Annotated in this window: 19 protein-coding genes; 12 read left to right on the top strand and 7 right to left on the bottom strand. The window is 66.4% G+C overall.

Annotated elements, in window-relative coordinates; all coding sequences use genetic code 11:
- Positions 1 to 38 precede the first annotated feature (38 nt).
- The 3 genes from priA to ARTSIC4J27_RS13120 are packed head-to-tail and all read left to right on the top strand — an operon-like array spanning position 39 to position 3,054.
- Entirely contained in the window at positions 39 to 785 is a 747-nt protein-coding gene (gene priA, locus ARTSIC4J27_RS13130) for a bifunctional 1-(5-phosphoribosyl)-5-((5-phosphoribosylamino)methylideneamino)imidazole-4-carboxamide isomerase/phosphoribosylanthranilate isomerase PriA (protein WP_050055650.1), read from the top strand.
- A 28-nt stretch (positions 786 to 813) separates the two neighbouring features.
- The gene (locus ARTSIC4J27_RS13125) at positions 814 to 1,701 is read left to right on the top strand and encodes an SseB family protein (protein ID WP_050055649.1); all 888 of its coding nucleotides are present in this window, start codon (positions 814 to 816) and stop codon (positions 1,699 to 1,701) included.
- A gap of 54 nt (positions 1,702 to 1,755) precedes the next feature.
- The gene (locus ARTSIC4J27_RS13120) at positions 1,756 to 3,054 is read left to right on the top strand and encodes an MFS transporter (RefSeq protein WP_050055648.1); all 1,299 of its coding nucleotides are present in this window, start codon (positions 1,756 to 1,758) and stop codon (positions 3,052 to 3,054) included.
- Between the two features lie 144 nt (positions 3,055 to 3,198).
- On the opposite strand, the gene ARTSIC4J27_RS13115 is transcribed toward ARTSIC4J27_RS13120, so the two are convergent.
- A complete protein-coding gene (locus tag ARTSIC4J27_RS13115; RefSeq protein ID WP_050055647.1) occupies positions 3,199 to 3,585 on the bottom strand; it encodes a DUF1844 domain-containing protein in 387 nt (128 codons plus the stop codon).
- A gap of 387 nt (positions 3,586 to 3,972) precedes the next feature.
- Between ARTSIC4J27_RS13115 and infC the strand changes: the two genes are divergently transcribed.
- From infC to ARTSIC4J27_RS13095, 4 genes are all read left to right on the top strand, one after another.
- Positions 3,973 to 5,007, top strand: coding sequence for a translation initiation factor IF-3 (infC, locus tag ARTSIC4J27_RS13110; protein ID WP_050055646.1), 1,035 nt, complete (start codon positions 3,973 to 3,975; stop codon positions 5,005 to 5,007).
- A 116-nt stretch (positions 5,008 to 5,123) separates the two neighbouring features.
- Positions 5,124 to 5,318 (top strand): 50S ribosomal protein L35, encoded by a 195-nt coding sequence (gene rpmI, locus ARTSIC4J27_RS13105; protein WP_009358635.1) that lies wholly within the window; start codon positions 5,124 to 5,126, stop codon positions 5,316 to 5,318.
- A gap of 116 nt (positions 5,319 to 5,434) precedes the next feature.
- Positions 5,435 to 5,821: a 50S ribosomal protein L20 gene (gene rplT, locus ARTSIC4J27_RS13100; RefSeq protein WP_050055645.1), complete on the top strand. Its 387-nt coding sequence runs from the start codon at positions 5,435 to 5,437 to the stop codon at positions 5,819 to 5,821.
- A gap of 63 nt (positions 5,822 to 5,884) precedes the next feature.
- On the top strand, positions 5,885 to 6,796 hold the full coding sequence (locus ARTSIC4J27_RS13095; RefSeq protein WP_050055644.1) for a TrmH family RNA methyltransferase: 912 nt from the start codon (positions 5,885 to 5,887) through the stop codon (positions 6,794 to 6,796).
- Between the two features lie 105 nt (positions 6,797 to 6,901).
- Here ARTSIC4J27_RS13095 and ARTSIC4J27_RS13090 read toward each other — a convergent pair whose 3' ends face one another.
- Together ARTSIC4J27_RS13090 and ARTSIC4J27_RS13085 are read right to left on the bottom strand one after the other, a co-directional pair.
- Positions 6,902 to 7,177: a GlsB/YeaQ/YmgE family stress response membrane protein gene (locus ARTSIC4J27_RS13090; RefSeq protein WP_050055643.1), complete on the bottom strand. Its 276-nt coding sequence runs from the start codon at positions 7,175 to 7,177 to the stop codon at positions 6,902 to 6,904.
- A gap of 162 nt (positions 7,178 to 7,339) precedes the next feature.
- A complete protein-coding gene (locus ARTSIC4J27_RS13085; RefSeq protein ID WP_050055642.1) occupies positions 7,340 to 8,548 on the bottom strand; it encodes an MFS transporter in 1,209 nt (402 codons plus the stop codon).
- 168 nt (positions 8,549 to 8,716) lie between these two features.
- Here ARTSIC4J27_RS13085 and ARTSIC4J27_RS13080 point away from each other — a divergent pair, with 168 nt between their 5' ends.
- A complete protein-coding gene (locus ARTSIC4J27_RS13080; protein ID WP_050055678.1) occupies positions 8,717 to 9,163 on the top strand; it encodes a (deoxy)nucleoside triphosphate pyrophosphohydrolase in 447 nt (148 codons plus the stop codon).
- 73 nt (positions 9,164 to 9,236) lie between these two features.
- On the opposite strand, the gene ARTSIC4J27_RS13075 is transcribed toward ARTSIC4J27_RS13080, so the two are convergent.
- The 3 genes from ARTSIC4J27_RS13075 to ARTSIC4J27_RS13065 form a co-directional block, all read right to left on the bottom strand.
- Positions 9,237 to 10,340 carry an Rv2578c family radical SAM protein gene (locus tag ARTSIC4J27_RS13075; protein WP_050055641.1) on the bottom strand — a complete coding sequence of 368 codons (1,104 nt, stop codon included), beginning with the start codon at positions 10,338 to 10,340 and terminating at the stop codon, positions 9,237 to 9,239.
- A gap of 70 nt (positions 10,341 to 10,410) precedes the next feature.
- On the bottom strand, positions 10,411 to 11,136 hold the full coding sequence (locus tag ARTSIC4J27_RS13070) for an SIMPL domain-containing protein (protein WP_083435450.1): 726 nt from the start codon (positions 11,134 to 11,136) through the stop codon (positions 10,411 to 10,413).
- Between the two features lie 3 nt (positions 11,137 to 11,139).
- Entirely contained in the window at positions 11,140 to 11,646 is a 507-nt protein-coding gene (locus ARTSIC4J27_RS13065) for a hypothetical protein (protein ID WP_152683873.1), read from the bottom strand.
- Positions 11,647 to 11,833: 187 nt separating this feature from the next.
- On the opposite strand from ARTSIC4J27_RS13065, the gene pheS reads away from it, so the two are divergent.
- Together pheS and pheT are read left to right on the top strand one after the other, a co-directional pair.
- A complete protein-coding gene (pheS, locus tag ARTSIC4J27_RS13060) occupies positions 11,834 to 12,895 on the top strand; it encodes a phenylalanine--tRNA ligase subunit alpha (RefSeq protein ID WP_050055640.1) in 1,062 nt (353 codons plus the stop codon).
- A 2-nt stretch (positions 12,896 to 12,897) separates the two neighbouring features.
- A complete protein-coding gene (gene pheT, locus ARTSIC4J27_RS13055) occupies positions 12,898 to 15,441 on the top strand; it encodes a phenylalanine--tRNA ligase subunit beta (protein WP_050055639.1) in 2,544 nt (847 codons plus the stop codon).
- A gap of 78 nt (positions 15,442 to 15,519) precedes the next feature.
- Here pheT and ARTSIC4J27_RS13050 read toward each other — a convergent pair whose 3' ends face one another.
- The gene (locus ARTSIC4J27_RS13050; RefSeq protein ID WP_050055638.1) at positions 15,520 to 16,485 is read right to left on the bottom strand and encodes a quinone oxidoreductase family protein; all 966 of its coding nucleotides are present in this window, start codon (positions 16,483 to 16,485) and stop codon (positions 15,520 to 15,522) included.
- A gap of 143 nt (positions 16,486 to 16,628) precedes the next feature.
- On the opposite strand from ARTSIC4J27_RS13050, the gene argC reads away from it, so the two are divergent.
- Together argC and argJ are read left to right on the top strand one after the other, a co-directional pair.
- Positions 16,629 to 17,660 (top strand): N-acetyl-gamma-glutamyl-phosphate reductase, encoded by a 1,032-nt coding sequence (argC, locus tag ARTSIC4J27_RS13045; RefSeq protein WP_050055637.1) that lies wholly within the window; start codon positions 16,629 to 16,631, stop codon positions 17,658 to 17,660.
- Complete coding sequence (gene argJ / locus ARTSIC4J27_RS13040; protein ID WP_050055636.1) at positions 17,657 to 18,823, top strand: bifunctional glutamate N-acetyltransferase/amino-acid acetyltransferase ArgJ; 1,167 nt, start codon at positions 17,657 to 17,659, stop codon at positions 18,821 to 18,823. The genes argC and argJ overlap by 4 nt, the downstream gene beginning before the upstream one ends.
- The last annotated feature ends 25 nt before the right edge of the window (positions 18,824 to 18,848 follow it).

The following is an 18,848-nucleotide window of genomic DNA, read 5'->3' as shown; positions in this document are numbered from 1 at the left end:
CGCACACCCGCCCTTTCCCCCAACTTTCGAGGATTCTGATGAACAGCGCTACCGACCTGCCGGTTCTTGAACTGCTGCCCGCCGTCGACGTCGTCAACGGCCAGGCCGTCCGGCTGGTCCAGGGCGAAGCCGGGAGCGAAACAAGCTACGGAACCCCGCTGGAAGCGGCACTGAACTGGCAGCAGCAGGGGGCCGAGTGGGTCCATCTGGTGGACCTGGACGCCGCCTTCGGACGCGGCTCCAATGCGGAGCTGCTGCGCGAAGTGGTGGGCAGGCTGGACATCAAGGTGGAACTCTCCGGCGGCCTCCGCGACGACGCAACTCTCGAAGCGGCACTTGACCTGGGCGTGGCACGCGTCAACCTCGGTACGGCAGCCCTGGAAAATCCGGAGTGGACCCGCCGGGCCATCGAACGCTTCGGCGACAAGATCGCCGTCGGCCTCGATGTCCGCGGAACCACGTTGGCAGGACGCGGCTGGACCAAGGAAGGCGGGGACCTCTGGGATGTCCTGGGCAGGCTTGAAGAGGCCGGATGCTCGCGCTACGTGGTCACCGACGTGACCAAGGACGGAACCCTGCAGGGACCCAACGTGGAGCTGCTCCGCCAGATGGTCGAAAAAACCGGCAAGCCCGTGGTGGCTTCCGGAGGTATTTCGAGCCTGGACGACCTCAAGGTCCTGCGCTCCCTGGTGCCGCTGGGCGTCGAGGGCGCCATCGTGGGCAAGGCCTTGTACGCAGGCGCGTTCACGCTGCCCGAGGCCCTCGACGTCGCCGGCCGCCGCTAGCCAGCCGCGCCAGGACCAAGGCAGCGCCATGTCCAGCACCGAGTCCGGTTCCGGCACCCCTCCGCAACGCCACCTTCCCGGCCACATCGCAGCAGCGCTGGCCGGCGCCGGCGGTGCCACCGACTCTGCCGGCCAGCCCTGGGCGGGGCGCAGCCTGGCAGGGGAGCATGCCAAAATCCACAATTTCGACAACGACGACGGACTGTCCGACGCCGGTTACCTCAGCGCCGTCGCGGCCCTGCAGGCAGGACACGGGGACGAGGCAGCCGTGGTTGCCTCCCTCGCCACCGCCCGGGTCTTTATCCCGATCGTTGCCCAGCTTGCCGAAGAAGCCGAAGGCCAGGACGGCCTGCACGCCGACAAACAGGCGGACATGGCCCTGGTGACCCTCAAGGCAGCCGACGGCCGGACCGCCATGCCGGCGTTCACCTCGGCAGACGCACTCAGCGCGTGGCACCCGGAGGCGCGGCCGGTAGCGGTCTACGCCGCCCGCGCAGCCCTTTCGGCGGTGGCCGAAGGGGCCGAACTGCTGGTCCTGGACCCGGGCTCAACGGTCACGTTTGTGGTCCGGCGCCCGGCCCTGTGGGCCTTGGCCCAGCAGCAGGACTGGATCCCTTCCTACACCGATGAAGCCCTCGCCGGGCAGATGCGGCAGGCTGCAGCCGGCTTCCCCGCCGTGCGGAGCCTGGAGCTCCTGCCGGGCAGGGGAGTGGCAGCCCGCACCGCTGACGGGGCCGTCCTCCCCGGCGGAGGGGCCGGTCCCGAGCTGCAGGTGGTCCTGTACCTGGATTACGGACTGGATGCCGCCGCCGTGCAGGAACTGGTGGCCGGACTCCAGGCTGAGTGGTCCCGGAATGTATTGTTTGGGGAGCGGGTCGACTCCATCGAGGTAAAACTGCGGCGCGCTGACCATTAGCTGCGGCGAGGAGGGGGATCCCCGGCCGGCTGCGGCAGACCGAAGGATTCTTTCGTGAATTTCGCTCTCTACCGGGAGTTGCTTGCCGTGCGGCCCATCCGGCGGCTGCTTGTGGTGGGCATGATCGCCCGCATTCCGCACTCGGCAGCCGGCGTGCTGCTGACCCTGCACATCGTCCTCACCCTCGGCCAGGGCTACGCCGCGGCCGGCACAGCCGCCGCCGTGATGACCATCGGCATCGCCCTGGGCGCCCCTTGGCGCGGCCGCCGCGTGGACACCGTGGGGTTGCGCAAAGCCTTGATCCCTTCCGTGGTGTCGGAAACCGTCATCTGGTCAATCGTCCCGCACGTGTCCTACGAATGGCTCCTGCCGCTGGTCTTTGTGGGCGGGCTGCTCACACTCCCCATCTTCAGCGTGGTGCGCCAGTCCCTGGGCGTGCTGGCCGACGGCGACCAGCGCCGCACTGCCTTCGCCCTCGACGCCATCACCACCGAAGTGGTGTTTATGATCGGCCCCGCCGCGGGAGCCATCGTGGCCACCAGCGGCTTCAGCGTGGCGGGCCTGACGATTGTGGGCGTATCCACCTCCCTGGCCGGCTTGTTCCTGATGTGGTTCAACCCGCCCACCCGCAGCGCCACAACCGCTGGTGACTGCGAGGCGGACCAGCAGCGCGCGGCCGAGGCCGCCGTCGTTTCCACCGCTCCCGCCCACCTGCAGGAGGCCGCGGCGGACCTGGCACCGGCTGCTGCCCACACGGCCCGCAGCGCCGGGCTCAGGAAGAAAGTGGCGGGCAACTTCACGTGGTTCACTGCCACCGTGGCCGCGCTCTTCGCCGTGGCCGCCGGAGCGGGAATGGTTCTCAGCGGCACCGACGTGGGCATTGTCGCAGCGCTCGAAACCGGCGGGCACCAGGCCGAAATCGGTATCGTCTTCCTGTTCTGGTGCGCGGCCTCCGTGGTGGGCGGACTCATTTACGGTGCCATGCACCGGCCCATCTCGCCGATTGTCCTGCTCCTTGGCATGGCCGCCCTGACCATTCCCATGGGGTTCGCCCACGACACCTGGACGCTCGCCCTCGTTTCGATCCTGCCCGGGCTCCTCTGCGCCCCGGTCCTCTCGTCCGCATCCGAAAAGGTGGCGGAACTCGTGGAGGAGGAGCGGCGCGGCGAAGCCATGGGCTGGTATGGCTCCGCGCTCACGGCCGGGGTGGCCCTCGGCGCCCCGCTGGCGGGTGTGTTCATCGACCAGATCGGGCCTTCCGGAGGCTTTGTCTCGGTGGGGACCGCGGGCGTGGCGCTCTGCCTGGTGGGGTTGGTCCTCCAGCGGCGCCGCAGAAGCAAAATCTCAGCGTAGGAGAGGAGTTTTTGTCCAGATATGCAGACTTGAGATGCGTTTAACCCTGCATATCTGGACAAAAACTCCAGGGTTAACGCGCGACGGCGGGCCGACCTTTGGAGGGTCGGCCCGCCGTCGGGAACTGCCGGGTAAGTTTGTGCCTTAGTTAACGGCGCCGGTGTACTTTTCGCCCGGGCCCTTGCCCGGCGCGTCAGGGATCAACGACTCTTCGCGGAAGGCCAGCTGCAACGACCGCAGGCCGTCGCGCAACGGTCCTGCGTGCTGGGAGCCGATTTCAGGGGCCGCAGCGGTCACCAGTCCGGCCAGCGCGGTGATCAGTTTCCGCGCCTCGTCCAGGTCCTTGAGCTCCTGCGCGTTCTCTTCCGCAGCCAGGCCAAGTTTGACGGCAGCGGCGCTCATCAGGTGGACGGCCGCGGTGGTGATGACCTCGATGGCCGGCACTTCGGAAATATCGCGGATCTGCTGGGAGACATCGACGCCGGCATCGGCAGGCTCGAAAACGTATGAATTACTGTCTGGGGTGCTCATACTGGTAAGCTTGACACAGACCGACTGGATGTCGTTATTTCAGAGATTGTTCAAGAAACGATCAAGGTTCCCAGCAGCGCCTGCGTTGTGGGGACTTTTCTCTGTAGAATGGCATGCAGTTTGCAAGCGGAGTTCTCTCCCACCCGCGTCAGCCGCTGTTCCGGAAGTTCCATGGAACGCAAGGTTGCCGGGTACCTGGTTGGTTCTGGTTTCCGGCTTTCGCCGGCGCCGGACATGCAGTGCCCTCTGGCACGCGTAGCCAGTCTTCGAGGCCTTCGATTGCTCCGGCAATTGGGGGCCTTCTCTATTTGCCGGCGGATCCCACAACAACACAGGAGCTTTAACATTAGCGAGCCAAGAATCAATGAGCGTATCCGCGTCCCCGAGGTGCGGCTGGTCGGCCCTGCAGGTGAACAGGTAGGAATCGTCCGTATTGAGGATGCCCTGCGTCTGGCCGCCGAGTCCGACCTTGATCTCGTTGAAGTTGCACCTCAGGCGAAGCCTCCGGTGTGCAAGCTGATGGACTTCGGCAAGTACAAGTACGAGGCCGCGGTCAAGGCACGTGAAGCACGGAAGAACCAGACGAACACTGTTCTGAAGGAGATCCGATTCCGCCTGAAGATCGACACCCACGACTACGAGACCAAGCGCGGGCACGCACTGCGCTTCCTCGGCGCCGGGGACAAGGTCAAGGCAATGATCCAGTTCCGCGGCCGCGAGCAGCAGCGTCCGGAGATGGGCATCCGCCTGCTCCAGCGCTTCGCCGACGACGTCGCCGAAGTGGGCGTGGTTGAATCCAGCCCCCGGATCGACGGCCGAAACATGGTCATGGTGGTTGGGCCGCTGAAAAACAAGGCTGAGGCCAAGGCCGAAGCACGCCGCGCTACGCAGCGGGCTGAAGCGAAGGCACAGAACGAGGCCAAGGCAGCTGGCCGCATTGACGTTTCCGGTGACGACCAGGCACCCCTGACGCAGTCCCTCGCGGACCTGCTGCCCGAGGGTTTCACCGTCTCGACGGAACCGGAAGCAGCCGCTGTTACTCCCGCACAGGAGGCGGCTCCCGCCGTCGAACCTGCCGCTGAGGAAGCACCGGCCAAGGCAGCCGAAGCTCCCAAGGCTGAGGCTCCCAAGCAGGAGGCTCCGAAGCAGGAAGCCCCCAAGGCTGCAGCTCCGAAGCAGGAAGCTCCGAAGGCTGCTGCACCGAAGCAGGAAGCTCCGAAGGCTGCTGCACCGGCACCCCAGCCGGCTGCGGCCAAGCCCGAAGCGGCGAAGCCTGAAGCTGCCAAGCCGGCAGCCGCGGCGCCGAAGCCCGCAGCAGTTCCTGCTCCGCCGAAGCCGGTGGCCAGGCCCGCTGCACCCAAGCCCGCTGCGCGCCCTGCCCCCAAGGCGGTGCCGAAGCCGGCTGGTAAGAAGACCACTTAGTTCACAGCTGCCGGAGGCCGCCCTTCGGCAGTCAGCAACCAGCACGCCGCCCCCAGGGGCAGCTGCGCGATAGAACTGCAGGCCAAGCCTGCGGACACGTAAGGAGATCGGTTCCCATGCCGAAGATGAAGACCCACAGTGGTGCTAAGAAGCGCTTCAAGCTGACTGGCAGCGGCAAGCTGCGCCGCCAGCAGGCCAACCGCCGCCACTACCTTGAGCACAAGTCCTCCCGGCTGACCCGTCGCCTTGCCGGCGACAAGATCGTCTTCAAGGGCGATGCCAAGGTCATCCGGAAGATGCTCGGCATCTAATTTCCAAGTTCTTTGACTGGCACCACCTGGTGTAAGTCACCTGCCAAAAAGCCTTCTCAGGCCGCCGGACATCCGGCAGTAGATGCTTGGGATCAGAATTTCGAAGGAGTACGCACGTGGCACGTGTGAAGAGGGCGGTCAACGCCCACAAGAAGCGCCGGGTTATCCTTGAACGCGCAAAGGGCTACCGTGGACAGCGTTCACGCCTGTACCGCAAGGCCAAAGAGCAGCTGCTGCACTCGTTTGTGTACAGCTACGGCGACCGCAAGAAGAAGAAGGGCGACTTCCGCCGCCTGTGGATCCAGCGCATCAACGCTGCTTCCCGCGCCAACGGCCTCACCTACAACCGTCTCATCCAGGGCCTGAAGGCCGCTGAGGTTGAGGTTGACCGCCGCATGCTGGCCGAGCTGGCTGTCTCCGACGCCAACGCCTTCGCCGCACTGGTCCAGGTTGCCAAGGACTCGCTGCCGGCCGACACCTCCGCCAAGAAGGTTGTTGCGTAGCAACGCTCACCCCGCAACGGGACAGTTCAGGAACTGGTGGCCCTAGCCACTAAAGTTTCCTGTATGAACGACACCGGGCGCCCGCAGGATTTACCACTCTCCAACCCCCGAGCAGATCGGGTGAGGGATGTGGCAAAACTTGCCGGGCGCCCGGCCCGTTTAAAGCGCGGACAGTTCCTGGCTGAAGGCCCGCAGGCGGTTCGCGAGGCGTTGAAGCTGCACCAGCAGCGCCTCGCGGCGGGTGCCCCCGGTGTTGTCACGGAGGTCTTCGCCAGTGAAGGCTGCCTGGACCGGTTTCCTGAGTTCGAGGAACTCGCCGAGGGCGCCAACGCGCGGCTGGCTACCGACGACGTCCTGGCAGCCATGGCAGACACGGTGAACCCCCAGGGCATCATTGCCGTCTGCCGGTTCGTGGACGTCCCGCTGGAGGAAGTACTCGACGCCGGGCCCCGCCTCATTGCCGTACTCTGCCAGGTCCGGGATCCGGGAAATGCCGGCACAGTCCTGCGCGCGGCGGACTCGGCCGGTGCAGACGCAGTCATCCTCACCGGCTCCAGCGTTGATATCTATAACCCGAAGGCTGTCCGTTCCACCGCAGGTTCCCTGTTCCACCTTCCGGTGGTGCTGGGGGCAGATGTCACAGAGCTTGCAGCGGCCTGCCGGGCCCGGGGGATCGGCATCCTCGCCGCGGACGGTTACGGTTCCCTCAACCTCGATGCACTGCAGGACGAGAATGCCCGGCGCCGGCTGACGGGGGAGAGCACCCCCTCGGAATACGACCTGGAAAAACCTACCGCCTGGCTGTTCGGCAACGAGGCGCAGGGGCTGTCGCGGGCTGAACTCGACCTGGCCGACCACCGGGTTGCCGTGCCCGTCTACGGGGCAGCGGAAAGCCTCAACCTCGGCACCGCCGCCACCGTCTGCCTCTATGCCAGCGCCCGTTCCCAGCACCTCCCGGCAGCCCTCCCGGGATAGCCGGAATCCCTCTCCAGCCGCAGCGAGACTCCAACAACTGCAGCGGGGGCCCCGGATCAACCGGAGCCCCCGCTTGGGTGAAATTTGGAAGTATGTCGGCCGGACTCAGGGCGCGCGCGTTGCCCTGCCGCGTCCGGTGATGGCACCGTAGATGCCGGCGACCACCAGGCCGCCTACGATGGCGAGAATCCACGTGCCGAGATCGAAGAAGGCCAGATCGCCTCTATTGAAGAGCAGGCTGCCGATCCAGCCGCCTACTATTGCGCCTACCACGCCCAGAACCAGGCTGGTGACCCAACCGCCGCCTACCCTGCCGGGCATTACGGCTTTAACGATGGCCCCCACGATGAGGCCGAGAATAATCCAAGCAAGAAAACCCATGTCTCCTCCTTATAGTGACCGGGATAAACCGTCCCGATGAGCTTCAAGCTAACATAGGGTGCCCGGGTTGTCAGTAGATCTTGGGCTTGCCTCCGGTGCATGCCTGCCGCCCCGGCTACCCGCCACCCGTCCGGACAAGTACAGCCGCTGGCCCGCCGTATATCAGGCCGCCAGCGGCTTTTTGCGCTCCAGCAGACCGCTGGCTACGGCAACGCCAAGGCCCAGAACGGCCAGGCACGCGCCTACCAGCGCAGGGGCAACATAGCCCCAGCCCCATGCGATCACCAGTCCGCCCAGGAACGCCCCGAGCGCATTGGCCACATTCAGGGCGGCGTGGTTCAGTGACGAGGCCAGCGAGGGTGCGTCGGGGGAGGCGTCCAGGAGGCGGGTCTGCAGCGCCGGGATAAGCATGGATCCGGCAGCGCCCACCACAAACACCATCACCAGGGCTGACCAAGGCCAGTGCACGGCGATGGCATACACCACCAGGGCTGCAGCAATAGCAGGCAGCACGCTGTACAGCGTGCCCATCACGGACTTGTCAGCAATCCTGCCGCCCACCACGTTGCCTGCCACCATGCCCAGCCCGTACAAGGCCACCACCAGCGGAATAAGCGACGACGGCAGGCCGGCCACGTGGGTCATGGTGTGGGAGATGTACGTATAGGTGGCAAAAAAGCCGCCAAAGCCCACAATGCCGATCAGGATGGCCAGCCAGACCTGGAGCCGCTTGAGCGCCCCGAGTTCGCGCCGGATGCTGGCGTCCGGGTGGGCATTATGGAAGGGAACAAACCGCCAGATCAACACCAGGGTGAGCAGTCCCAGCAGTCCCACCAGGATAAAGAGCAGGCGCCAGCCGTAGGTTTGTCCCACCCATGTTGCTGCCGGCACGCCAATCACGTTGGAGATGCTCAGGCCCGCCATCACCATGGAGATCGCCCACCCGCGCCGGGTTGGCGGTACCAGCGAGGCGGCGATGACGGCGGCAACCCCAAAGAATGCGCCGTGCGGCAGCCCGGCTGCGAACCGGGAAACCAGCATGGTTCCGTAATCGGGGGCCAGGAAGGACGCCAGGTTGGCCACGGTAAAGAACAGCATCAGGCCCAGGGCAAGGTTCTTGCGCGGAAGTTTGGCGCCGACGGCGGCCAGCAGCGGTGCGCCCACCACCACTCCCAGCGCATAGGCGGAGATGAGGTGCCCCGCTTCGGGGGTGCTGATGTCCAGGCCCTGCTCCACTTCCTTCAGCAGGCCCATCATGGTGAACTCGGTGACCCCGATCCCCACGCCTCCCATGGCCAGGGCAATGATGGCCATGGCGATATTCGGGGTAGTGGTGCTGGTTGCCGTGGCTGATTGTATGACGCTGCTCATGTGCCTGCTTTTCGAGGTGCTGGAGATACATTGTTGAACTGCAGCCACGGCAGTGGGGCTGGATAAGGCCTGGAGGCCACTGCGGGAACCCCCGGGACGGTGCGGGTATTCCCTGGACAGCGGACGGAGTGCCCGGGCCTTCCCATTGTCCCCCATAGAATGGGGCGGGTGACTGGACTGATACAGGTAGTGGGCGGAGCCGTAGTGGACCGCCTTGCGGAACCTTCCATGCTGCTCGTGGCCCGCCGCAGTGCTCCTGAGAAGCTGGCCGGCCTGTGGGAGTTCCCGGGCGGCAAGGTGGAGCCGGGCGAAGAGCCTGAGGCGGCGCTCGGCCGGGAACTGGGCGAGGAGCTGGGGATCGGGGTGCGCCTCGGCGCTGAACTTCCTGCAGATGCCCCCAGCGGATGGCGTTTGAATGACCGGGCCAGCATGCGTGTCTGGTTTGCAGAAATCGTGCAGGGCGAACCGCGGCCCCTCGAGGACCACGATGAACTTCGGTGGGTGTCGCTGGCTGACCAGGATGAAGTTCTTGGCCTGCCCTGGATTCCGGCCGACTTCCCGATAGTCCACGAGCTGTTGGCGGCGCTCAATGTGCCCGCAGCCGGTAAGCGCTGAAACGCCGCGAAATTGAAACCCGTATGCCTGGAACACGCCGGTTCTGAAGCTTGAGGTTTCCTGTCCGTGGTCTCTAGAACAGTGTCGCTTGGGTTGCCGGCCCTGCAGGGCCGGCTGCGGCTGTGGGCACGCGGGCCGGGATGATGCCCGCCGGGTACTCCGCTTCTTCGCCGCGGGGATCGTCGAGGTCCCGGTGGCTGAAGCCCGACGAATCGGAGAAACCATACCGGGCCTTGAAATAACGGACCCGGCCGGCCAGCCAGGCCCGGTACTCCTTGGAAGCGTAGGAGCCTGAGCCATAGAGCCGGCCATAGCGGCCCGCCAGCCCTGGATGATTGGCTGCGAGCCACTTCATAAACCACTCCCTGGTGCCGCCCGGCTTCAGGTACAGGGCGCCCGCTGTCACGCCGGTGGCCCCCGCGGCGGCCAGGGAGGAAAACAGGGAATCCAGGGCTTCGTCACTGTCAGTGAGCCAGGGCAGGATGGGCATGGCCATGACTCCGCAGGGGAGACCGGCCTCGCGCAGCCGGGAGACCAGCTTGAGCCGCGCCCGGGGCCCCGGGGTGCCCGGCTCGATGGCTTCCTGCAATGCTTCGTTGGTCATGGCGAGTGAGATGCCCAGGCCCACCGGCACTTGGGTGGCGGCGCTCTTCAGCAGCGGAATGTCCCTGGCCAGCAAGGTTCCTTTAGTCAGGATGGAAAGCGGAGTGCCGGATTCGGCCAGGGCGGTAATGATCCCGGGCATCAGCTGGTACCGCCCCTCGGCACGCTGGTACGGATCGGTGTTGGTGCCCAGTGCCACCTGGTGGCGGCCCCAGGACGGCCGGGCCAGTTCCTTCCGGAGGACCTCCGCCGCGTTGACTTTCACCACCACCTGGCTGTCGAAGTCACGCCCGGCATCGAAATCGAGGTAGGTGTGGGTTTTCCTGGCAAAGCAGTACACGCACGCGTGGCTGCAACCCCGGTAAGGGTTGATGGTCCATTCGAACGGCATGCGCGAGCCTGCCGGAACCTTGTTGAGCACCGATTTGGCGGTGACCTCATGGAAGGTGATACCGGCAAAGTCCGGCGTGGTGATTGACCGGACCAGCCCGGCCAGGGGAAGAAGGGCAGGAGCGGCACTACCCGCGGCTGCTTGTGCCGGCGGCGGCATCAGTGCTTGGGCATCCCATCTCATGAGCTCTATTCGAATGTATGTTCGAACTTAAGTCAAGCACCCCGGCCGGCTGCCCGGACTGCCCACCGAACTAGTACTCAAGCTCCCAAACCACTCTGATGGCAACGCTGACTGCTGTTTCGCCGGCTTCCACGCCGAGCGCTTCCACCGAGGCGGCGCGCTGCATCCGGGGGAGGGGCGCCGGAGGTTGCGGCGCCACCGTGTCCGTGATGGAAAGGACCCGGCCCAGCCGGCTGGAGGCGAGGCGGGCAAACTGCCCGGCCGAACGGAGCGCGTCCTCCCAGGCGGCATCCCGCGCACGTGCCCGGACCTCGGCGTCGTCCACGAACGTCAGGTCAAGGCCGTTAAGCCGGACGTCGTTCCCGCCGGCCTCCACGGCCTCGGAAACCGCTGCCGAGACGGACCCGGGAGTCCGCAACCTGACAGTGAGGCTGCTGGCGGCGACATATCCGGTGACAGACTGGCCTTCGCCTTCCCGCCACACGAGGTCTGCCCGGACGTTGAGCCCGGTGGTCCTGATGTCCTCGTCCGCAACACCGTGGCGGCGGAACGTTGACGCAACGGCGTCGGAACTGGTGCCTGCCCGCGCCCAGGCCGCGGCCACCGAATCGGCACGGCATTCCACCCCGATGGATACCACCATCAGGTCAGGGGCAGCTTCGGCCGTACCGGTTCCGGTGACGCTGACAGTGCCGGCGGCAGCACCGCCGTCGGGCTTATCCGTGGCCAGCCCGACGGCGTTGCCCGCCTCCCCGGAGCCGGTCTTGTCGGCGTTATGGTTGGCTTCGCCCGGCATGGGTCATGTCTCCGTTCCGGCAGGTCCCGGCGTACGGGGCCGGCGAAGATGCCGGGGGCGGGGCCGCCGAGCACTGTGCGCGGGGTACCCACCGGCCACGAGGCCTGCCTGCCGTTCGAAAATGTTGCCCGTCCCCGGATTCCCGGTGCGAAGCAGGGACCACCCGGCGGCAAGAAAGTAGAGCGGGAGGAAGGGGACGCCAAGGCACCACGCGTATTGGGAACAGTGTTTTTCCTCGTGCTCCAACAGCCCCGGCCGGGACAGCAGATCCTCACCGGTGCAGCGGCACAAGACCACATTCCCCAGGGTGAAGGCGCAGGCAAACGGCAGGCGCCACCGGTACCCGCCGGCGATGATGAGCCCCCGCGGGCCCCGGCGGAGCTCTGTCCCCGCTGCGGCGGCCACGGCGAGACCCAGGACGGTGCTGCCGTTGACGGCGTTCGCAACCACCCGCACAACCTGTGGAGCTGTCAGCGGCCGCCGAAGCTCCGAAGGCTTCCGTGGTGTCATGAGGCCATGGTAGCCGGACGGTTCAATTAGACTGGAGGGCAGTGGCAGCCGGATTTTCCGGTGTGCCCTGACCTGGTCATTGAATGAACTGAAATTGAGTGCATTCATCCATGACCTGCCAGCGGAAGCGCTGCCGGGAAACCGGAAATGCCCGCCGGCAGCCACGACTCGTAGCTAAGAACAGTAGATGACTGAAACTTTGCCGGGCGCCGCCATCCCGAACCCCACGGATGAAGCCGCCATCACTGCCGCTGTAGACCAGGCCACCGCCGCCATCGCCGGCGCGGCCACCCTTGACGAGCTGAAGGCGGTGAGGCTCGCCCACACGGGTGAAAAGTCGCCGCTCAGCCTGGCCAACCGTGAAATCGGAAAGCTGCCCAAGGACCAGAAGGCCATCGCCGGAAAGCTTATGGGCGCCTCGCGCGGCCGGGTTAATAAGGCGCTCGCGGACCGCACGGCAGAGCTGGAAGCCGAAAACGACGCCCGGATCCTCCTCGAAGAGACCGTTGACGTCACTGCCGCGCCCCGCCGTCGTCGGGCCGGTGCCCGCCACCCCCTGTCCACCCTGCAGGACCGCGTCGCGGACATCTTCGTGGGCATGGGCTGGGAAATCGCCGAGGGGCCCGAAGTCGAATCTGAGTGGTTCAACTTCGATGCGCTGAACTTCAAGCCCGACCACCCGGCCCGTGAAATGCAGGACACCTTCTTTGTGGAGCCGCCCGAGGCCCACCTGCTGATGCGCACGCACACGTCCCCGGTGCAGGTCCGCTCCATGCTGGAACGCGAGCTGCCCATCTATGTGCTGTGCCCGGGCAAGGTGTTCCGCACCGACGAACTCGATGCCACGCACACTCCCGTGTTCCACCAGTTCGAGGGCCTGGCCATCGACAAAAAGCTCAGCATGGCGGACCTGCGCGGCACCCTTGAGCACTTCGCGCGGCAGATGTTCGGTGACGAAGCCCAGATCCGGCTGCGTCCGAACTACTTCCCGTTCACCGAGCCCTCCGCCGAGCTGGACATCTTCCACCCCGGAGCCAAGGGCGGACCGCGCTGGATCGAGTGGGGCGGCTGCGGCATGGTCAACCCCAACGTGCTCCGCGCCGCGGGCATCGACCCCGACATCTATTCAGGTTTTGCCTTCGGCATGGGCATCGAGCGGACCCTGATGTTCCGCAACGAAGTCGGCGACATGCGCGACATGATCGAAGGCGATGTACGTTTCAGCGAGCACTTCGGGATGGAGATCTAACAGTGCGTATCCCAATTTCCTGGCTGCGTGAATTCGCGGAGGTACCGGCCGGAGCAACGGCCGAAGACGTGATGGCCGAACTGGTCAAAGTGGGCTTTGAAGAAGAAGACGTCCACCGCCCCACGGACACCCTGAAGGGTCCCATCGTGGTGGGCCAGGTCCTGAGCCTGGTCAAGGAACCGCAGACCAACGGCAAAACCATCAACTGGTGCCAGGTCCGCGTTGTTCCAGAAGGGCAGGAGCAGACGCTCACCGGCAAGGGCATCGACCCCTCCGGCGTGCAGGGCATCATCTGCGGCGCCCACAACTTCGTTGAGGGCGACAAAGTGGTGGTCACGCTGCCGGGCGCCGTGCTGCCGGGCGACTTCCATATCTCCGCGCGCAAGACCTACGGCCACCTTTCCGCCGGGATGATCGCCTCCGTCCGCGAACTGGGCATCGGCGAGGACCACGACGGCATCCTGGTGCTGTCCCGCATCGGGCTGGACCCCGAAATCGGCACCGACGCCATGGAGCTTCTGGGCCTCTACGATGAAGCCGCCGAAATCAACGTCACCCCGGACCGCGGCTACGCCTTCTCCATCCGCGGCGTGGCCCGCGAGTACGCGCACGCCACCGGCACCACCTTCACCGATCCCGCGTCCGCCGTAACCGCTCCCGCGGAGCTCTCCGGCGGCTACGGCGTCAAGCTCAACGACGACGCGCCCATCTACGGCAAGCCGGGCTGCGACCGCTTCGTGGCCCGGACCGTCCGCGGTGTGGACGCCACCAGGCCCACCCCGCAGTGGATGGTGTCCCGGCTCCGGCTGGCCGGCATCCGCTCCATCTCGCTGCCCGTGGACATCTCCAACTACGTGATGCTCGAACTTGGCCAGCCCACGCACTGCTACGACCTGGACAAGCTCTCCGGAGACATCGTGGTGCGCCGTGCCGCGGCCGGCGAGAAGATCACCACCCTCGATGACAAGGTACGCACCCTTGACCCCGAGGACCTGCTGATCACCGACGACTCCGGCGCCATCGGCATCGCCGGCGTGATGGGTGGCGCGGCCACCGAGGTGGGGGGCACGACGTCGAACATCCTGGTGGAAGCTGCACACTTCGACGAGGTGTCCATCTCCCGTTCCCGCCGCCGCCATAAGCTGCCGTCCGAAGCGTCCAAGCGCTTCGAGCGCGGCGTTGACTGGCAGGTGGCCGGCATCGCCGCGCAGCGCGTGGTGGACCTGCTCGTGGAGCTGGCAGGCGGCACGGCAGACGAGGCCGGAACCGACGTCGGAACCGCCCCGGACACCGTGACCATCGATCTCCCCGCGGAATTTGCTGCCGCCCGGATCGGCATCGACTTCACCGAAGAGCAGATCGTCACCTCCCTCGAGGACCTGGGCGCGGCCGTGGCAAAGAACGACGGCGGCTGGAGCGTCACTGCCCCCAGCTGGCGGCACGACCTGGAGACCAAGGAGGACCTCTCCGAGGAGATCGCCCGCCTGGTCGGCTACGACAAGATTCCCGCCACGCTGCCCGTGGCACCTCCCGGCCGCGGCCTGACCCGCGTGCAGCAGCAGCGCCGTCGCCTCATCCAGGCACTGGCCGACGCGGGCCTCACCGAGGTCCTGTCCTACCCCTTCGTGTCCAAGGCTGCGAACGAAACCTTCGGCGTGGCCGAACAGGGGGCGGGCCGGGCGGCGGTCAAGCTGGCCAACCCGATCAGCGAGGAGCAGGGCTTCCTGCGGACCTCCATCCTGCCCGGGCTCATCGAAGTGGCCAAGCGGAACCACTCGCGCGGCTTCCGCGATCTGGCGCTCTTCGAGTCCGGCCTGGTGTTCCTGCCCGCCGGGAAGATGGGTACCGAATCGATCCCGCCGCTGGGCGCCAAGCCCTCCGATGAGGTGCTGGATGCGCTCTACGACGGCGTCCCCGCCCAGCCGTTCCATCTCGCCGTGGTCCTCACCGGGCATGATTCGCCGGCCGCCGCCGCGCACGCCCCGCGTCTGTGGGACTGGGCTGATGCCCTGGATATCGCCCGGCTCGCCGGCGACGTCCTGGGCGTGGAGCTGGTAGTCAGCCAGGGCAGCCACCAGGCGTTCCACCCCGGCCGTACGGCCCGCTTCTCGTTGCGCACCGGCGAAGTGGTGGGTTACGCCGGCGAGCTGCACCCCAAGCTGCTGGCCGCCTCGGACATGCCCGCGCGTTCGGTGGCGCTCGAACTCAACGCCGATGCGCTGTTCGACGCTGCCCCGGACGTCATTGTGGCCCGCCACATCTCAGCGTTCCCGGTGGCCACCCAGGACGTGGCGCTTGTAGTTCCTGCGGACATCCCGGCCGATGAGGTACTGGCGGCCCTCCGCGAAGGCGCCGGCGAACTCCTGGAAGACGTTGCACTCTTTGACGTCTACGCCGGCAAGGGGATCGAGGACGGCAAAAAATCGCTGGCCTTCGGCCTCCGGTTCCGGGCCGACGACCGCACCCTGACCGCGGACGAGGCATCGGCAGCCCGTGAAAGCGCCGTTGCCCTGGCCGCCGAGCGGTTCGGCGCAGTGCAGCGCTAAGCGCAGGCAACCCTCAACGACAGAAGTCCCAGCAACCGTGGTTGCGGGGACTTCTGTCGTTGAGTCGCTAAAACATGGCTAAGGAACCAGGAGGACCTTGCCGGTGGTCTTCCGGCCCTCAAGATCGCGGTGCGCCTGGCCCGCCTGGGACAGCGGGTAGCGTGCGCCGATCCGGACCTTCAAACTTCCGCCGGCTGCCGCGGCGAAGATCTCGTCCGAACGCCAGCGCCGTTCCGCCTCGTCCCGCAGGTAGTGGCCCATGGTTGGCCTGGTCAGGAACAGCGAACCGCCGGCGTTGAGGCGTTGCGGATCCACCGGCGGTACAGGGCCGGACGCCGCACCAAAGAGGGCCAGCATGCCGCGGACACGCAGCGAGCTGAGGGAACCGTCAAAAGTGTCGCGGCCAACGCCGTCATACACCACGTCCACACCCTTTCCGTTGGTCAGCTCGCGCACATGGTGCGGAAAGCCTTCGTAGCGCAGGACGTGGTCCGCCCCGGCCTCACGCGCAAGCTGTTCCTTCTCGTCGGTGGATACGGTGGTGAGGACCCGGGCGCCCTTTGCCTTCAGGAGCTGGATCAGCAGGAGGCCCACACCACCGGCGCCGGCGTGCAGCAGGACGTTATGGCCGGCCTCTACCTTGAAGGTGGAGTTGATCAGGTAATGCGCCGTCAGGCCCTGCAGCGGAAGGGCCGCAGCGGTGAAATCATCGAGCCCGTCGGGAACGGGCAGCGCTTTGTCAGCGTCCACCAGCGCATAACCGGCGTAGCAGTCATGGCCTTCGGCGGTGGCAACACGGTCGCCGGAAACAAAGGCTGTAACCCCCTCACCCACCTCCTCAACCGTTCCGGCCGCCTCGGAACCCGGGGTGAAGGGATACGGAACCTTGTATACACCGCTGCGCTTGTAGGTGTCGATGAAGTTCACTCCCGCTGCGGCCACCTTGACCAGCAGTTGGCCCGGGCCCGGAATCGGCCGGTCCACATCCGCATACTCAAGGACTTCCGGGCCGCCTGCCTGGCGTGCGACGATTGCATGCGTCATGGCTCTCCTTCCCCGGGTCCGGCCTTTCCAGCCCCGGCTGCCGGAACCATCCTAAAGAGTCTTTTCGCGGAGCCCGCCTGCTCCGCGGCTCGCGCGTGCATAAATATCGGGCCTAGTGAATACTTTTGCTGTAAGGTGGGAGCATGACTATTTCTGTTGCAGTCTCAGGCGCCAGCGGCTACGCCGGGGGAGAGGTGCTCCGCCTCCTCGCGGGCCACCCGGATGTGACCATCGGAGCGATCACAGCGCACAGCAACGCCGGTTCGCGCCTCGGCGAGCTGCAGCCCCACCTGCACGGATTGTCCAGCCGCATCCTGGAGGACACCACAGTGGATAACCTCTCCGGCCACGACGTGGTCTTCCTCGCCCTGCCGCACGGCGCCTCCGCCGAGATAGCTGCCCAACTGCCGGAAGGGACAGTGGTGATCGACGCCGGCGCCGACCACCGCCTGGAGGATCCGGCAGCGTGGGAAAAGTTCTACGGTTCAGCCCATGCCGGAACCTGGCCCTACGGCCTGCCGGAACTGCCCGGACAGCGTGAAGCCCTCAAGGGGGCCAACCGCATCGCGGTCCCCGGCTGCTACCCGACGTCGGCCCTGCTGGCACTGATGCCAGGGTTCGCCGCGCACCTCCTGGAGCCCGACGACGTCGTGATCGTTTCCGCCTCCGGCACCTCCGGCGCGGGCAAGGCAGCAAAAGTGAACCTGATCGGCTCCGAAGTCATGGGGTCCATGAGCCCCTACGGTGTGGGCGGCGGACACCGGCATACGCCCGAAATCGAACAGGGCCTGTCCAACGCGGCAGGGGAGCAGGTCACGGTCTCCTTCACGCCCACCCTGGCGCCGATGAGCCGCGGGATCCTCACCACGGCCACCGCCAGGGTAAAACCGGGCACCACCGCCGAACAGCTGCGCCAGGCGTGGACCGACGCCTACGACGACGAACCGTTTGTGCATGTCCTGCCCGAAGGTCAGTGGCCTGCCACCAAAGCCGTCCAGGGGTCCAACCACGCAGCCATGCAGCTTGCCTTCGACGCGCACACCGGCCGGGTCATAATCACCTGCGTCATTGACAACCTCACCAAAGGGACCGCCGGCGGCGCCGTCCAGTCCATGAACATCGCACTCGGCCTCGCAGAAACCGCCGGCCTCAACTTCCAGGGAGTAGCCCCGTGACCATTACCGCACCTCAGGGATTCCGGGCAGCCGGCGTAACCGCCGGACTGAAAGCCTCCGGCAACCCGGACCTTGCCCTGGTGGTCAACGACGGTCCTGCCAAAGCTGCCGCCGCGGTCTTCACCAGCAACCGCGTGGCTGCCGCCCCGGTCCACTGGTCCCGCCAGGTGGTCTCGGACGGCCGGGTGGACGCCGTGGTCCTCAACTCCGGCGGCGCCAACGCCTGCACCGGGCCCACCGGCTTCCAGAACACCCACAGCACGGCCGAAAAGGTGGCCGAAGTGCTGGGTCTCTCGGCCACCGATGTGTTCGTCTGCTCCACCGGCCTGATCGGCGAGCAGTTGCCCATGGACAAAGTCCTTCCCGGCGTGGAGGCAGCCGCCAAGGCCCTCAGCACCGACGGCGGACCTGATGCTGCCAACGCCATCATGACCACCGACTCGGTGCCCAAGTCCGCGCTGTTCATCGGCACCGACGCAGACGGCCAGGAATTCAGCATCGGCGGGATTGCCAAGGGCGCCGGCATGCTCGCTCCCGGCCTGGCCACAATGCTGGTGGTCCTCACTACGGACGCCGTCGTGGAGCAGGAAATGCTCGACGTCGTCCTGCGCGATGCCACGCGCGTCACCTTCGACCGCGCGGACTCCGACGGCTGCATGTCCACCAACGACACCGTGGTGCTCCTGTCCTCCGGTGCCTCCGGCGCCGTTCCCTCCGCAGAGGCCTTCGGCGCCGGCCTCACGCAGGTGTGCGCCGAGCTTGCCCGCAAGCTCATCGGTGATGCCGAGGGTGCAAGCCACGACATCGCCATCCGTACCTTCAATGCCGCCAGTGAGGCCGACGCCGAAACCGTCAGCCGGTCCGTGGCCCGGTCGAACCTTTTCAAGGCTGCCATCTTCGGCAAGGACCCCAACTGGGGTCGGGTGCTCTCCGCCGTCGGCACCACGGACGCCGCCTTCGAACCGGACCAGCTCAACGTCTCCATGAACGGGATCCAGATCTGCCGCAACGGCAGCATCGGTGATGACCGTGCCCTGGTGGACCTGGAGCCCCGCGAAGTGCTCGTGGAAATCGACCTGCAGGCAGGCGACGCCGAGGCCACTATCTGGACGAACGACCTCACCCATGACTACGTGCACGAGAACAGCGCCTACTCCAGCTAGGAGCCGCGCCCCCGGAAAAACCGTT

Origin of the sequence: Pseudarthrobacter siccitolerans (assembly GCF_001046895.1) — a bacterium.
In the GTDB taxonomy this organism is placed as follows: domain Bacteria; phylum Actinomycetota; class Actinomycetes; order Actinomycetales; family Micrococcaceae; genus Arthrobacter; species Arthrobacter siccitolerans.
Note: the sequence above shows the minus strand (reverse complement) of the source record. Positions and strands in the feature narration are given on the sequence as shown.